We start from the raw sequence: 14,813 nt of genomic DNA, 5'->3' as shown, positions 1-14,813 counted from the left end.
ATGTGAAGTCGACTCGAGTACGCGTCATCCTGGCGGTCGCCGCCGCAGGGGTCGCGCTGACCGCCTGTTCTCCCAACCAGGCCGGCGCCGCCGCCGTCGTGGGCGGGGAACGGATCAGCTCCGGTGAGCTGGACAGGAACGTGCGCGAGTACGAGGCGGCGCTGGCCAAGGCCGGCGTCAACCCCTCGCAGCTGCAGTTCCAGGACAGCGTCCCGCAGCTCGTGCTCTTCCAGCTGGTCAACGCCAGGCAGTACGCGAAGGTCGCCGAGAGCAAGGGCATCACGGTCACCGAGGGCGAGATCGACCAGGTGATCGCGAGCCAGGGCGGCCCGCAGAAGTTCGAGCAGGCGATGCTCCAGCAGGCCGTGGCCCCCTCGAAGGCGCGCGACTTCATGAGGTCGCAGGTGCTGATCAACAAGCTGGTCGCCAAGTACGGCGGCGGCAGCGACGAGGCGGCCCTGCAGCGCGGCCAGGCGCAGGCGATCAAGGACCTGCAGACCGTGAAGGTCGAGTGGAGCCCCCGGTACGGCCAGATCAACACGCAGCGCAGCGAGCAGCAGCCCAGCGTCTTCGTCGACGCCGGCCGTTTCGGCACCGCCGGGAAGTCCGCGGCCGCTCCCGCGCCGCCGCAGCAGTAGCGCCGGGCATGCCGCTGATCGTCGTCACCACCTCGCCCCGGGTCGCCCCGGGGCTGCTCGGCCACCACGCGTGGCAGGTGCTCAAGGAGGGGCCGGTCCGCACCGGCTCCGCCGCCCACCCGCACCTGCCCTACCTGGCCGAGGCCGGGGTGGAGGTGGAGGTGGTCGCGCCGGTCCCGGCCGCGCTGGTCCGCGAGGCGCAGACGGCGACCGTGGTGTGGCTGGAGGCCGACGAGGCGCTGATGCGCTCCATCGGCCACGCCGCCGTGGCGCTCGACGACCCGCCGGTGATCGAGATCGTGCCCGGTTCCTACGACCTGCCCGGTGCCCGGCTGCTGGACCTGGTCGCGGTGATGGACCGGCTCCGCGTCGAATGCCCCTGGGACGCCCGCCAGACCCACGAGTCCCTGGCCCCGTACCTCATCGAGGAGGCCTACGAGGTGCTGGAGGCCATCGAGGAGGGCGACCACGACGCGCTCCGCGAGGAGCTGGGCGACCTGCTGCTGCAGGTGGCCTTCCACGCGCGGGTCGCCAGGGACCGATCAGGCGGGGCCGGCGTGGCCGGTGACGCCGGTGACGCTGCCGGGGCGTTCGACATCGACGACGTGGCCGACGGGATCGTCTCCAAGCTCGTCCGCCGCCACCCGCACGTCTTCGCCGACACCCGGGTGGACGGCGCGGGCGAGGTCAGCGCCAACTGGGAGACGATCAAGGCGGCCGAGCGGGCGGCCAAGAACGGCGGCGACCCGGGATCGGCCGTCGACGGCGTCCCGATGGGCCAGCCCGCCCTGTCGCTGGCCGCCCAGCTGCTGCGCCGCGCCGAGCGCGCCGGAGCCCCGGTCGAGGTGCCCGGGCAGATCCCGGCCGACGGCCTGGGCGCGCGGCTGTTCGAGCTGGTACGCGAGGCGCACGCGGCCGGGCTCGATCCCGAGGCCGAGCTGCGCGCCGTCGCCCGCGCCTACCGCGACCGGGTCCGCGACCTGCCGCCCTGACGCCGCCGCGCGGCGCCGGACCGTGAGAGGCCCGGGGCCGTGCGGGGTCCGAGGGCGTGAGAGGCGCGGGGGTGCGAGAGGGTCCGGGGCGTGAAGGGGGACGGGCTCGTGAGGGGACGGGCGCGTGAGAGGTCCGGGACCGTTCACAGGGTGTCCGGGAGGTGAAGGGTTCCCGGCCGCGAGGTGACGGGATTGCGGTACCCGGTCCCGGTCGCCGTACCGGTAAGTAGGGCTCGGTAGGCTTCTGAGGCAAACTGTCCTGCGACTTTAGGAGCGCTTCGTGGCTTCCATCGAGGGCGTAACCGCCCGCGAGATCCTTGACTCCCGGGGCAACCCGACGGTCGAGGTCGACATCCTCCTGGACGACGGCAGCCAGGGTCGTGCCGCGGTTCCCAGTGGTGCGTCCACCGGCCAGTTCGAGGCCGTCGAGCTACGTGACGGCGACGAGCGCTACGGCGGCAAGGGCGTGGAGAAGGCCGTCCTGGGGGTGACCGACGAGATCGGCGACGAGATCCTCGGCTTCGACGCGGCCGAGCAGCGCAGCATCGACCAGGTCATGATCGACCTGGACGGCACGCCCAACAAGGCGCGGCTGGGCGCCAACGCGATCCTGGGCGTCTCGCTGGCCGTGGCCAAGGCCGCCGCCGAGAGCGCCGAGCTGCCGCTGTTCCGCTACCTCGGCGGGCCCAACGCGCACGTGCTGCCGGTGCCGATGATGAACATCCTCAACGGAGGCGCGCACGCCGACAGCAACGTCGACGTCCAGGAGTTCATGATCGCGCCCATCGGGGCGGAGACGTTCCGCGAGGCCGTGCGGATGGGCACCGAGGTCTACCACGCGCTCAAGGGCGTGCTCAAGGAGAAGGGCTACGCCACCGGTCTGGGCGACGAGGGCGGCTTCGCCCCGAACCTCCCCTCCAACCGCGACGCGCTCGACCTCATCCTGGTCGCGATCGAGAAGGCCGGATACGTGCCCGGCGAGGACATCGGGCTGGCGCTGGACGTGGCCGCCTCGGAGTTCCACTCCGACGGCGTCTACACCATCGACGGCAAGGGCCTGTCCTCGGCCGAGCTGATCGCCTTCTACGAGGACCTGGTCGCCAGCTACCCGCTGGTCTCCATCGAGGACCCGCTGGACGAGAGCGACTGGGAGGGCTGGAATGCCATCACCCGCGCCCTCGGCGACAAGGTGCAGCTCGTCGGCGACGACCTGTTCGTGACCAACCCCGAGCGCCTGGCCCGCGGCATCGCCGAGGGCACCGCCAACGCGCTGCTGGTCAAGGTCAACCAGATCGGCACCCTGACCGAGACCCTCGACGCGGTGGACCTGGCCCACCGCAGCGGCTACCGCTGCATGATGAGCCACCGCAGCGGCGAGACCGAGGACACCACGATCGCCGACCTCGCCGTGGCCACCAACTGCGGCCAGATCAAGACCGGTGCCCCGGCCCGTTCCGACCGGGTGGCCAAGTACAACCAGCTGCTCCGCATCGAGGAGCTTTTGGACGACGCGGCCCGTTACGCGGGTCGTGCCGCGTTCCCGCGGTTCCGGCGGTAGTTTCTCGTCTGGCGGCCCGCTCCCGCTCCGGGCGCGGGCCGTCACCCGGGCGCGCCGCCGCCGGTCCGTCCGGGACCACCGGAACCGGCCGGGATTCCCGGAACCGGAGGGGATCCACCGGGGTCGGTGCCCGTACGGCGTCGGGGTCGCCGTACGGGGCAGGGGGCGGTGCCATGGGGGCGCACGGACGAAGGAGGGGCGATGGCGGCACGACCGCAGCTGACCGGACGGGCCGCGATCCTCGCGATCGTGGTGTGCGCGATCGCCATGAGCCTCGCCTACCCCATCAGGGAGTACGTCGCACAGCGGCGCCAGATCGCCCAGCTGGAGCAGGAGAGGGCCAGGGAGCTCGCCGCGATCAAGACCCTGGACGACCGCCACAGGCAGCTGGTGGACCCCGGTTTCATCAAGCGTCAGGGCAGGGAGCGGCTCTTCTACTGCGCTCCCGGGCAGAAGTGCTACGTCGTCATGGGCGGGTCGCCCTCGCGGGACTCCGGCGCCGCCGGTGAGCGCAGGACCGCCACCAGGCCGCCGTGGTACGCGACCCTGTGGGACTCGGTCAAGGCCGCCGACAGCGGCGAGGGGCAGAAGGCGGCGAAGGCGGCCGGGTGACGCCGATACCCTGGTCGTCGTCTTTCAGGGGGTGTCACGAATGGTCGATGACCGCGACGTGGCGGCGGTGGAGCGACAGCTCGGCCGGACGCCGCGAGGACTGCGCGGGGTGGCGCACCGCTGCCCGTGCGGGCTGCCCGACGTCGTCGAGACCGCGCCGAGACTGCCCGACGGGTCGCCGTTCCCGACGCTGTTCTACCTCACCTGCCCCCGGGCGGCCTCGGCCATCGGCACGCTGGAGACGTCGGGGATGATGCGGGACATGCAGGCCAGGCTGGCCGAGGACCCCGAGCTGGCCGAGGCCTACCGCGCGGCCCACGAGGACTACGTGGCCCGCCGCGACCGCGCCGCCGCCGAGGACGGGCTGGAGCCGCTGCCCCGCGACATGCAGAGCACCGGGGGCATGCCCACCCGGGTGAAGTGCCTGCACGCCCTGGCCGGGCACGAGCTCGCGGTGCCCGGCGGCAACCCGTTCGGCCGCGAGACGCTCGACGCGCTCGGCGAGTGGTGGGCGGCCGGGCCCTGCGTCGGGGACGTGGACCCGCGATGACCCCGGCCGTACCCGCGCGCGTGCCCGTGGTGCCGCCCCCGGGCCCGCCTCTCACCCCACTCCCGGCCGCGCCCGTGCGTGTGGCGGCGCCTGTCGGCCCGGCCCTCTCCCCGCCCCCGGCCGTGCCTTCGCCGGTGTCCCCGGCCACGGCCCTCCCATGACCTTCCACGCGATCCGGGCCGTGCGCCCGGCCGTACCCCGAGCCCCGAAGGAGGCCGCGTGATGCGCGTCGCCGCGATCGACTGTGGCACCAACTCCGTCCGCCTGCTCGTCGCCGACGTCGGCGAGGGCGGCCTGTCCGACGTCGAACGGCGGATGGAGATCGTCCGGCTGGGCCAGGACGTCGACAGGACCGGCAGGCTGGCACCCGAGGCCCTGGAACGCACGTTCACCGCGATGCGCGGCTACGCCGGTCTCATCGACGCCCACGGGGCCGCCGCGGTACGGGTGGTCGCCACCAGCGCCACCCGGGACGCCGCCAACCGCCAGGAGTTCGTGGACGGTGTGCGCGAGATCTTCGGGGTGGAGCCCGAGGTGATCACCGGGGCCGAGGAGGCGGAGCTGTCGTTCACCGGGGCCACCCGTGACCTGGTGCGCTTCTCGCCCGAGACCGGGATGCCGTCCACCGGCGGCACTCGCCCCCCGTACCTGGTGGTCGACATCGGCGGGGGCTCGACCGAGTTCGTGCTCGGCTCGACGCACGTGGAGGCGGCGCTGTCGGTGGACATCGGGTGCGTCAGGCTGACCGAGCGGCACCTGCGCGACGGCGGTGACCCGCCGTCGGCCGAGGCGGTCGCGGCGGCGACGGCCGACATCGACGACGCGCTGGACCGGGTCGCGGCCGAGGTGCCCGTGGAGCGGGCGATGACCCTGGTCGGCCTCGCCGGTTCGGTCACCACCGTCGCCGGCATGGCGCTCGAACTACCGGAATACGACCCGGAGAAAATCCACCATTCGCGAATCACAGCAGGTCAGGTACATGACATCGCCGAGCGCTTGCTTGGAATGACCGTCGAGCGCCGGGCCGGGATTCCCGTCATGCACCCGGGCCGGGTCGACGTCATCGGCGCCGGGGCGCTCATCCTGGACCGGTTGGTGCGCCGGTACGGCTTCGCCGAAGTGGTCACCAGCGAACGAGACATCCTCGATGGCATCGCCTGGTCCATCGCTAAACATAACAAGCCCGACAATTCTCGCGTTTAACCGCTAGGGAACGACTTTTCCGTTTATCGTGTGGTAAAGGAGCCTCGGCGAGGCTTTGCCGTGAGACCCGGCGCGACTGCCGTCGGGGCGGCAACCGTCTCCTGGGGTGATCTTGTGCCTCCCAACGAACGGAGCATCCCCTCATGAAGTCCGGACTAGCACGAAAGCTAGCCGCAACAGGAGCCGGCGTGGCCATGCTGGCGACGATGGCGACGGGTCTGCTGGCCACGCCCGCAGCGGCGGCCAGCACGGGCCAGGCGACGGCGGCCTCCGCCGTGGCCAAGCCCAAGCCCAAGCCCGCCGTCTGGGCCGGTACGCCTAAGGCCTCGCCCGCCAAGTACAGCGGCGAGTGCCCGGTCTCGGTGACCTTCTCCTCGAAGATCAAGGTGAAGGCCGTCAAGAGCAAGACCACCGTGGCCTACCGCTGGCTGCACGGTGACGGCTCCAAGGGCAAGGTGAAGTCCTTCACCTTCCGCGGCAAGGGTGTCAAGAACTTCACCGTCAAGGAGAAGGCCACCTTCAAGGGCGACGTCAAGGGCTGGCAGGCCATCCAGCTCCTGGCTCCCCGCGCCGCCACCTCCGCCAAGGGCCGCTTCGCGGTCTCCTGCGGTGCCGGTGAGGACGACCACGAGGTCATCCAGCCGCCCAAGCCCCGCGTCGACGCGCGGATCTGGGTGGACGAGGGTGACTGCAAGGCCACTCTGATCGGCCGTATCAGCGCCTCCGGTGTCCGTTGGGTGCGCTACCAGTGGGTCGTCAACGGCCACGTGGTCGACCGCGACGCCGTGCGCGTCGACGGTTCGCGCAGGGTCTACCACGTGATCAAGCCCCGTGACGACTTCAGGGGCTGGGCCTCGCTGGAGATCGTGGGCCCGGTGGACGCCTCCTCCGGCCGCGAGTACTTCAAGATCCGCTGTGAGGACGAGGCGCCGAAGGTGTCGGCCTCGGTCAGCGCCCCGTCCGAGGCCTCCGGCACCTGCCCGGCGACCCGTGCCTTCACCGGAACGATCAGCGTCTCCCGCGGCCACGTCGCGGTGAAGTACCGCTGGATCCGTGACGGTGTCGCGGGTGACTGGCAGAGCCGGTACTTCGGCGGTCACGGCCCGCAGAGCGTGAGCGTGAGCGACAACTGGAGCGTCTCGACCCTCGGCAAGAACGAGTCCAAGCGCGCGATCGAGGTCTACGGCGGTCCGACCACCGGCACCGTGACGGGCACGTTCACCTGTGTCCCGCTTCCGACCCCGACCCCGACCCCGAGCGCCTAGATCTCCGGCGTACGGCGAAAGGGCGGGTCACGGTGACGCGGCCGGCGCCTCGGCGCCGGCCGTTCCCGGAGCACTGAGCACGACAGGCGGCGTCCGCACCTCGCGGGCGCCGCCTTCTCGCGTGCCGGTACGGCCCTGGGCGGACCGGGGATCGGGCACCATCGAAGGATGACCCACGTTCCTCCCGGCTCGGGCTGGCCCGAAGACCCCGCCCGGCCCGACACCCCCGTCGCCCGGAACCCGGGCGAGGTGCGCGAGCTCGCGCTGAAGATCTCCGACCTCGGCGCCCTGGTGGCCGCCCAGTCCGTATGCCGGGCCTGCCCGCGCCTGGTCGAGTGGCGCGAGGAGGTGGCGACGGTCAAGCGGCGGGCGTTCGCCCAGGAGACCTACTGGGGACGGCCCATCGCCGGGTGGGGCGACGAGCGGCCGCAGGTGCTCATCGTGGGACTCGCCCCGGCGGCGCACGGCGGCAACCGGACCGGCAGGATCTTCACCGGGGACCGCAGCGGCGACTGGCTGTTCGCCTCGCTGTACCGGACGGGCCTGGCCGCGCAGGAGACGAGCGTGCGCGCCGGTGACGGGCAGCGGCTGATCGGCGCGCGGATGGTGGCGGCGGTCCGGTGCGCCCCGCCCGCCAACAAGCCCGAGCCGGCCGAGCGGGCGGCCTGCTCTCCCTGGCTGGCCCGCGAGATCGCCCTGGCCTCGGCCGGCCTGCGGGTGGTGGTCGCCCTCGGCGGGTTCGCCTGGCAGGCGGTCTGGCCCGCGCTCAGGGACGCCGGGTACACCCTGCCCCGCCCGAGGCCGCCCTTCGGTCACGGTGCCGAAGTGGAGATCGTCTCACCCGAGGGGGCCGCGGTACGGCTCCTGGGCTGCTACCACCCCAGCCAGCAGAACACCTTCACCGGCCGGGTGACCGAGCGGATGCTCGACGACGTCTTCACCAGGGCGAACGTGCTGCGCGGCTTGTGAAGTCGATCACAAAGAGAAGATCATCGGAATTTATCACGTGAAAGAAGGGCTTTTCACAACGTAGGAGAAAAAATCGACGGTCTTGCCAGGAGTGCTCCTGGCGCGGGGGAGATCGTACGGCTATTCTTGTGAAAAGTTTCACAAGCCTCGAAGCTTAAGGATGGCGTCACAGTGGACCGCAACTCCAAGCACATCGTCGTGGTCGGCGGAGGCTACGTCGGTCTCTACACCGTGCTGCGCCTGCAGCAGACCCTTCGCAGGGAACTGCGCGACGGAAGCGTGCGCATCACCGTCCTCACCCCCGAATCCCACATGACCTACCAGCCCTTCCTGCCCGAGGCGGCCGCCGGAAACCTCTCGCCCCGGCACGTCGTGGTCCCCCTGCGCCGTGTGCTCTCGAAGGCGACGATCCTCAACGGCAAGGTCACCAAGGTCAACCACGCGGCCAAGACCGTGACCTTCGCCCCCAACGTCGGCACCCCCCACGAGATCGGGTACGACATCGTGGTCATGGCCGCCGGCTCGGTCTCCCGCACGCTCCCCATCCCCGGCCTGGCCGACTCCGCGATCGGCTTCAAGACCGTCGGCGAGGCCATCGCGCTCCGCAACCGGGTCCTGGAGCTCCTGGACCGGGCCGAGAGCGACGACGACGAGGGCCTGCGCAGGCGGGCGCTGACGTTCGTCGTGGTCGGCGGAGGCTACGCCGGCATCGAGGCGCTCGCCGAGCTGGAGGACATGTCGGTCGACGCCGCCCGCTACTACCGCAACATCTCCCGCAAGAACATGCGCTGGGTCCTCGTCGAGGCCACCGACCGCATCCTGCCCGAGGTCGGCCCGGAGATGGGCAAGTGGACCGCCGAGCAGCTGCGCGAGCGCGGCATCGAGATCAAGATGAACACCCGCCTGAACTCCTGCGAGGGCGGCCTGGTCAAGCTCTCCGACGGCGACGAGTTCGAGGCCGCCACCATCGTGTGGACCGCCGGGGTCAAGCCCAGCCCGGTCGTCAACGCCGGTGACCTGCCGCTGGACGAGCGCGGCCGGATCAAGGCCACCACCCGCCTGACCGTGGTCGGCGTCGAGGACGCCTACACGGCCGGTGACGTGGCGGGCGTGCCCGACGTGACCAACCCCGGCCAGTACTGCGCGCCCAACGCGCAGCACGCCGTACGGCAGGCCAAGGTGCTGGCCGACAACATCACCCGCAGCCTGCGCGGTCAGGAGCTGGTCGACTACCGTCACCGCTACGTCGGTTCCGTCGCCGGGCTGGGCCTGCACAAGGGCGTCGCCAACGTCTACGGGATCAAGGTCCGCGGGCTGCTCGCATGGTTCCTGCACCGGACCTACCACCTGTCGCGGGTGCCCACCTTCAACCGCAAGGTCCGGGTGACCGCCGACTGGACGCTGGCGCTCTTCTTCAAGCGCGAGACCGTCTCCCTGGGGGAGATCGAGGAGCCGCGTACGGAGTTCCGCAGGGCTGCGGCGAGCTGAGCCCCGCGAATCCGCGGCCGGGCTCCGTGAATGCGAAGCCGAACGGTGCGAATCCGGAGGCGGGCGATACGCCCCCTCCGGATTCGTCGTTTCAGGCGTCCCCTGCGTCGCCGAATCCCCATTATCAGGACGATTAGGAGATTTCCGCCCATCGAACATGCGAGCGTTGGCTTCAGCAGTTACGCATGAGTGGTCCGTTACGTATGATTACGGCGCCCCCGTAGCCCAATGGCAGAGGCAAACCCCTTAAAAGGGTTCGAGTGAGGGTTCGAGTCCCTCCGGGGGCACCCGTGAAGACCTGCCGAACCTCCGGAACCCGGGACCCCGCGAGATGCCCGGGGCCCGTGGGGCGTGCCACCCCCGGTCGCCGGGTCCGCCCGCGAGGGGCGGCACCCCACCCTTGGCCGAACCGGGCCGCCGGCCGCCCCTGGGGTCCTCCCCGCGGAGCGCGGCCGGGCCCGGGCCGGGTCCACGACCGGGCGGGAGGTCGCAGGCATAAAACGCGGGTCACGGGGGTTGGGACGGGTGTGACCCACATGCGCGGCCGGGGGCGCCGTACCCTGGAAGAGGCGAAGACCTCGCAGACCTCGCGGTGCCTTTCCGGCCGGTGGCCGGTGAAATCAATGTGGGGGTCGGGAACCGGGCGCGGCACTCGTTCGTTGGCACTGTCGGCGGTAGCCGTGCGGCCATCCGAACAGCATGGATATCAACACGATACGGCCGTGTGACAACCGATCTAATACGCTGATCGCGTAGGTTGCAGCGTGGAGGCAGCGATGGAGAGCAGGAACCCCGTATTCGGTCGGCAGACTAAGGGGAATCAGCAGGGCTGGGGCATGCCGACCCCCACCCCTGACCAGCTTCAGGGAATGTACGACACGCCCTCGTACGCACCGCCCGCACAGCGGACGATGACGATCGACGACGTGGTCGTACGCGGTTTCATCACGCTGGGCACGCTGGTCGTGTCGGCGGCGGCCGCCTGGGCGCTCAACCTCGGCATGGTCGCGGCGATCGCCGGCGTCCTCGTCGGCCTGGTGCTCGCCCTGGTGATCTCGTTCAAGCAGAGCACCAACCCGGTACTGATCCTGGGCTACTCCGTGGCCTACGGTATCGCCATCGGTGTGATCAGCCATGTCTACAACGATCTTTACAGTGGCATCGTCTTCCAGGCGGTGGTGGGCACGGCCCTGGCCTTCGGCGCGATGCTGACGGTCTACTCGCTGCGCATCATCCGGGTCACGCCGAAGTTCACCAAGTTCGTCGTGGCGGCGGGCCTGGGCCTGATGGGCCTCATGCTCATCAACCTGGTGGCCGGGTTCTTCATCGAGGACGGCATCGGCATCCGCGCCGGTGGCCCGCTGGCGTACGTGTTCAGCATCGCCACGATCCTCATCGGCTGCTTCTTCCTGCTCCTCGACTTCGACGAGGTCGAGCGCGGGGTGCGGAACGGCGCTCCTGAGAAGTACTCGTGGCTGATGGCCTTCGGCCTGACCGTCACGCTGGTCTGGATCTACCTCGAGATCCTGCGCCTGCTGAGCTACTTCAGCAGCAGCGACTGACCGATCCTCCAGAAGGGCCCCGCCGGGACACCTCCGGCGGGGTCCTTCGTTTTTCCCGCCACGACGAGTGAACAGGTGGCGGCCGGGGGATGGACGAGGCACGACGGAAGAAGCGTCGCGGGGCTTGCCAACTGGGCTTTCGTGATGCACTGTCGAGCAAAGGAGCCTATCCGTGGAGGTGCCCATGTCGTTGAACCACTCAATGGAGACGCAGAGCAAGCTGATCGCAAGAGTTCCGGACATCACGGGACGCGCACTCCCGGAGTGGTTCCAAGCAATCGACAACGGCCCGTCGTTCCTCCGCTGCGACGAGCGCGCCACCTGGCTCGCCGACGAGCACGGGCTGTCCCACGGCTACGCCGCCGCCATCGTGCACGAGCACGAGCGGCACCGTCGTACCCGTTACCTGTAGAGGCCGCCGATCTCAGCCGAGCCCGTGCCACCTCGGTGGTGCGGGCTTCGACGTACCCGTCATGATGGGCCCATGGATCATGACAGGGCACGCGCCTTCATCCGAGCCAACCACCGCGCGGTCATGCTGACCACGCATGCCGACGGCCGTCCCCAGCTCTCCCCGGTCACGGTGGGGATCGACGCCCGGGGGAACCCGGTCGTCAGCACCCGGGAGACCGCCGCCAAGGTCCGCAACCTGCGCAGGGATCCCCGGGTCTCGCTCTGCGTGACGACGGACGCCTTCTTCGGCGAGTGGATCCAGATCGACGGCACGGCGGAGATCGTCCCGCTCCCCGAGGCGATGGAGCTCCTCGTCGCCTACTACCGCGACATCTCCGGCGAGCACCCCGACTGGGACGACTACCGGGCGGCCATGGAACGGGACCGGCGGGTGATCGTGAGGATCGAGCTCACCCGCGCGGGCCCCGACGTCCACGGCTGACGGCCCGCGCCGATCGGTCCGCGCCGATCGGGCCCGGCGGGACACGGCCCGGGCGACAGGGGGATCCCCGACGGCCCGGAGCGGCCACGACGGCCCCGTGGCCGGGGCCTGCGACGGCTCGCCGCCGACCGGCCCCGAGCACCCCCGGCAGCGGAACCGCCCGGGGCACGTCGTCCCCGGGCGGTGTCCTTGCACGGTGTTCTTGCGGGTGTCCTTGCAGGTGTCCTTGACCGGTGCTCCGAAGGCGCGTCCGGTCAGCCGAGGCGCTCCAGGACCATCGCCATGCCCTGCCCGCCGCCGACGCACATGGTCTCCAGGCCGATCGACCTGTCGTGGAAGGCCAGGCTGTTGAGCAGCGTGGAGGTGATGCGGGCACCGGTCATCCCGAAGGGGTGCCCCACCGCGATGGCGCCGCCGTTGACGTTGAGCCGGTCGAGGTCGATGCCGAGCTCCCGGTAGGACGGGATGACCTGGGCGGCGAACGCCTCGTTGATCTCGACGAGGTCCACGTCGCCGATGGACATGCCCGCCCGCGCCAGGGCCTGCTTCGAGGCCTCGACCGGGCCGAGACCCATGATCTCGGGGGACAGCCCGGTCACGCCGGTGGAGACGATCCGGGCCAGCGGGGTGATGCCCAGCTCGGCGGCCTTGGTGTCGCTCATCACGATCACCGCTGCGGCGCCGTCGTTCAGCGCGCAGCAGTTGCCCGCGGTGACCGTTCCGTCGGGCCGGAAGACCGGCTTGAGCCCGGCGACCGCCTCGTAGGTGGTCCCGGCGCGGGGGCCGTCGTCCTTGCTCACCACGGTCCCGTCGGGCAGGGTCACCGGGGTGATGTCCTTCTCCCAGAAACCGTTGGCGATGGCCTTCTCCGCCAGGTTCTGGGACCGGACGCCGAACTCGTCCTGCTCCTGCCGGGAGACGCCCTTGAGCGCGGCGAGGTTCTCCGCGGTCTGGCCCATCGCCACGTAGATGTCGGGCAGCAGGCCGTCCTCGCGCGGGTCGTGCCAGACGTCGCCCCCGCCCTCGGCGGCCCGGGCCGAGCGGGCGCGGGCGTCCTCGAAGAGCGCGTTCTGGGTGTCGGGCAGCGAGTCGGAGTTGCCCTTGCCGAAGCGGGAGACGCACTCCACGCCCGCGGAGACGAAGACGTCGCCCTCGCCCGCCTTGATGGCGTGCAGGGCCATCCGGGTGGTCTGCAGCGAGGACGAGCAGTAACGGGTCACGGTGGTGCCCGGGACGGTGTCCAGGCCGAGCAGGGTGGCGACCACGCGGCCCATGTTGAAGCCCTGCTCACCGCCGGGCAGGCCGCAGCCCAGCATGAGGTCGTCGATCGTGGTCGGGTCGAGCTGGGGGACCTTGGCAAGCGCCGCCTGGATGATCTGTACGGTCAGGTCGTCGGGGCGGATGTCCTTGAGGGACCCCTTGAAGGCGCGTCCGATGGGCGAGCGCGCGGTCGCGACGATGACTGCCTCGGGCATGTGGCTCTCCTGGGTTCGTATCTGCTCCTGCAGCGGAGCGTACCGCGCGGTATGCCGGAATCCACGCCCCGGGGGCGGTCGGAACAGAACGTTGTACCGGACGCACAGGGCCCCGTCCGGGGACGGGGCCCGTCGTGAGGGGTCGCCCGGCCCGGCCGCGCGGCGTGCCGCGCGGGCCGGTCGGGTGAGCCGGTCGGGTGGACCGGGGGACAAGGCCCGTCGTGCGGGCCGGGCGCCCGTCAGCCGTACATGCCGGGAGCGGTGCCGTCGCCGTCCTTGATGCCGTGCAGGCCGCCCTTCTCGTCGCGCCACATCCGCCAGCCGTTCTGGCTGCCGGTGAACCAGGCGGGCGGGGCGCCCGATCCGGCGACCCGGGTGCCGTCGGCGAGCCTGAACTCGCACAGCGAGGCCACCGAGTAGAAACCGGCGGGCTGGCCCTTGAGCGGGAGCGGCTTGGGATCGGTCACGCAGAAGGACCAGGCGCGCGCGTCCTTGACGTCGGCGGGGCGGCCGGTGGGCAGGTCGAAGGCGGTGCCCGGCTTGCCGTGCCGCAGGAAGCCGACCCTCTCCATGCGGGGCGGGAACGCCAGCCACCAGCCCGCCTCGGGGACCTGCGCGGCGGAGATCTGCCCGAGCACCCGGCCGTCGTCGGCGGCCAGCCGGGCGAACCCGCCGTAGCGGCCCTCCTGGTCGACCGGGCGGACCACCGGCGCCAGGCCGGGGCTGCCGCTGGGGTAGACGCGGACCACCGAGGGGCGCATCCAGTTGACCCTGCCGTCGGAGAGCCTGACGGAGAACAGGCCGAAGGACGAGGCCTTGTTCGTCTTGGGGTTGGTGTAGGGGGCGACGTACCCGACCAGGTCGTTCGCGGTCGCGCCGAACGACCAGCCGCCCGACAGGTCGATCCCGGTGCCGAGGGCCTGCTCGACCGGGACCCGCCACAGCACCTTTCCGGTCACCACCTCGTGCGCCTGCAGGACGGGGCGGCGGGCCAGGCGCAGGAAGACCACGCGCGAGGCGTCGGACCACTGGGCCTCGGCGATGCCGGGCAGCCGCCAGGCGACCTTCCCGGTGAGCGGGTCCAGCACGACGACACGGGCGCCGGCCAGGGCGGTGTTCTCGGACACGCACACGTACGCCCCGCACCGCTGCGGGCCGAAGGTGGAGTGCACCGGCCGGCTCCACCTGCGGGCCCCGGTCCGCCCGTCGAGCCCGACCAGCGTGGCCTTCCAGCGGCCGCGCCTGGCCGGGTCGATCGCCACCGCGACGGTCCGTCCGGAGGCGGTCTCGACGATCGTCGGGGGGGAGACCCCCATCCCGGGCAGGCGGCCCGCCATGGTCGAGGGGTGCGCCCACAGCCTCCTGCCGGTGACCAGGTCCAGGGCCACCGTCTCGAGGGTGCCGTCGGGCCTCATGGAGGTCGTGGCGGCCACGCCTCCGGCGACGGTGGTGCGGCTGACCGCGTTCATCTCGGTGTTGTGCCAGGTGGGATGGTCCGGGGTGGCCGCTTCACTGCCGGAGCAGCCGCCCAGGGTCAGAACTCCGGCGAGCACCAGGGCCGGTTTCGCGAGGGGCCGGATCACGGGTATTCCACTCCAATGCGGAC

At 71.2% G+C, this 14,813-nt stretch carries 14 protein-coding genes and 1 tRNA gene; 13 read left to right on the top strand and 2 right to left on the bottom strand.

What is annotated here, in order from left to right:
• Window positions 1-2 precede the first annotated feature (2 nt).
• From ABD832_RS23640 to ABD832_RS23580, 13 genes are all read left to right on the top strand, one after another.
• Window positions 3-638 (top strand): SurA N-terminal domain-containing protein, encoded by a 636-nt coding sequence (locus ABD832_RS23640; RefSeq protein WP_344899023.1) that lies wholly within the window; start codon window positions 3-5, stop codon window positions 636-638.
• 8 nt (window positions 639-646) lie between these two features.
• Window positions 647-1,630, top strand: a complete 984-nt coding sequence (locus ABD832_RS23635; RefSeq protein WP_344899021.1) for a nucleoside triphosphate pyrophosphohydrolase — start codon at window positions 647-649, stop codon at window positions 1,628-1,630.
• Between the two features lie 280 nt (window positions 1,631-1,910).
• Window positions 1,911-3,188, top strand: a complete 1,278-nt coding sequence (gene eno / locus ABD832_RS23630; protein WP_344899019.1) for a phosphopyruvate hydratase — start codon at window positions 1,911-1,913, stop codon at window positions 3,186-3,188.
• A gap of 201 nt (window positions 3,189-3,389) precedes the next feature.
• Complete coding sequence (locus tag ABD832_RS23625) at window positions 3,390-3,800, top strand: FtsB family cell division protein (protein ID WP_344899017.1); 411 nt, start codon at window positions 3,390-3,392, stop codon at window positions 3,798-3,800.
• A 40-nt stretch (window positions 3,801-3,840) separates the two neighbouring features.
• A complete protein-coding gene (locus ABD832_RS23620; protein WP_344899015.1) occupies window positions 3,841-4,350 on the top strand; it encodes a DUF501 domain-containing protein in 510 nt (169 codons plus the stop codon).
• A 219-nt stretch (window positions 4,351-4,569) separates the two neighbouring features.
• Window positions 4,570-5,553: a Ppx/GppA phosphatase family protein gene (locus tag ABD832_RS23615; protein ID WP_344899013.1), complete on the top strand. Its 984-nt coding sequence runs from the start codon at window positions 4,570-4,572 to the stop codon at window positions 5,551-5,553.
• A gap of 188 nt (window positions 5,554-5,741) precedes the next feature.
• Window positions 5,742-6,818 (top strand): hypothetical protein, encoded by a 1,077-nt coding sequence (locus ABD832_RS23610; protein ID WP_344899011.1) that lies wholly within the window; start codon window positions 5,742-5,744, stop codon window positions 6,816-6,818.
• Window positions 6,819-6,986: 168 nt separating this feature from the next.
• Window positions 6,987-7,787 (top strand): uracil-DNA glycosylase, encoded by an 801-nt coding sequence (locus tag ABD832_RS23605; RefSeq protein WP_344899010.1) that lies wholly within the window; start codon window positions 6,987-6,989, stop codon window positions 7,785-7,787.
• Between the two features lie 171 nt (window positions 7,788-7,958).
• Window positions 7,959-9,275: an NAD(P)/FAD-dependent oxidoreductase gene (locus ABD832_RS23600; RefSeq protein WP_344899009.1), complete on the top strand. Its 1,317-nt coding sequence runs from the start codon at window positions 7,959-7,961 to the stop codon at window positions 9,273-9,275.
• A gap of 214 nt (window positions 9,276-9,489) precedes the next feature.
• Window positions 9,490-9,562, top strand: a tRNA-Leu gene (locus ABD832_RS23595).
• A 489-nt stretch (window positions 9,563-10,051) separates the two neighbouring features.
• The gene (locus tag ABD832_RS23590; protein WP_344899008.1) at window positions 10,052-10,837 is read left to right on the top strand and encodes a Bax inhibitor-1/YccA family protein; all 786 of its coding nucleotides are present in this window, start codon (window positions 10,052-10,054) and stop codon (window positions 10,835-10,837) included.
• A gap of 184 nt (window positions 10,838-11,021) precedes the next feature.
• Entirely contained in the window at window positions 11,022-11,249 is a 228-nt protein-coding gene (locus ABD832_RS23585) for a DUF4287 domain-containing protein (protein ID WP_344900051.1), read from the top strand.
• 72 nt (window positions 11,250-11,321) lie between these two features.
• Complete coding sequence (locus ABD832_RS23580) at window positions 11,322-11,732, top strand: PPOX class F420-dependent oxidoreductase (RefSeq protein ID WP_344899006.1); 411 nt, start codon at window positions 11,322-11,324, stop codon at window positions 11,730-11,732.
• Between the two features lie 254 nt (window positions 11,733-11,986).
• Here ABD832_RS23580 and ABD832_RS23575 read toward each other — a convergent pair whose 3' ends face one another.
• Window positions 11,987-13,207, bottom strand: a complete 1,221-nt coding sequence (locus ABD832_RS23575) for an acetyl-CoA C-acetyltransferase (RefSeq protein ID WP_344899004.1) — start codon at window positions 13,205-13,207, stop codon at window positions 11,987-11,989.
• Window positions 13,208-13,446: 239 nt separating this feature from the next.
• Entirely contained in the window at window positions 13,447-14,790 is a 1,344-nt protein-coding gene (locus tag ABD832_RS23570) for an outer membrane protein assembly factor BamB family protein (RefSeq protein ID WP_344899002.1), read from the bottom strand.
• Window positions 14,791-14,813 lie beyond the last annotated feature (23 nt).

Source organism: Streptosporangium longisporum, assembly GCF_039534895.1.
Classification (GTDB): Bacteria; Actinomycetota; Actinomycetes; order Streptosporangiales; family Streptosporangiaceae; genus Streptosporangium; species Streptosporangium longisporum.
This window is presented reverse-complemented; position numbering and strand designations above follow the sequence as displayed.

What these genes read in the sequence shown, in the direction of transcription:
- ABD832_RS23635 (WP_344899021.1), top strand. Translation starts at nt 647, where the DNA reads ATGCCGCTGATCGTCGTCACCACCTCGCCCCGGGTCGCCCCGGGGCTG.
- ABD832_RS23590 (WP_344899008.1), top strand. Translation starts at nt 10,052, where the DNA reads ATGGAGAGCAGGAACCCCGTATTCGGTCGGCAGACTAAGGGGAATCAG.
- ABD832_RS23625 (WP_344899017.1), top strand. Translation starts at nt 3,390, where the DNA reads ATGGCGGCACGACCGCAGCTGACCGGACGGGCCGCGATCCTCGCGATC.
- ABD832_RS23580 (WP_344899006.1), top strand. Translation starts at nt 11,322, where the DNA reads ATGGATCATGACAGGGCACGCGCCTTCATCCGAGCCAACCACCGCGCG.
- ABD832_RS23575 (WP_344899004.1), bottom strand. Translation starts at nt 13,207, where the DNA reads ATGCCCGAGGCAGTCATCGTCGCGACCGCGCGCTCGCCCATCGGACGC.
- ABD832_RS23605 (WP_344899010.1), top strand. Translation starts at nt 6,987, where the DNA reads ATGACCCACGTTCCTCCCGGCTCGGGCTGGCCCGAAGACCCCGCCCGG.
- ABD832_RS23585 (WP_344900051.1), top strand. Translation starts at nt 11,022, where the DNA reads ATGTCGTTGAACCACTCAATGGAGACGCAGAGCAAGCTGATCGCAAGA.
- ABD832_RS23620 (WP_344899015.1), top strand. Translation starts at nt 3,841, where the DNA reads ATGGTCGATGACCGCGACGTGGCGGCGGTGGAGCGACAGCTCGGCCGG.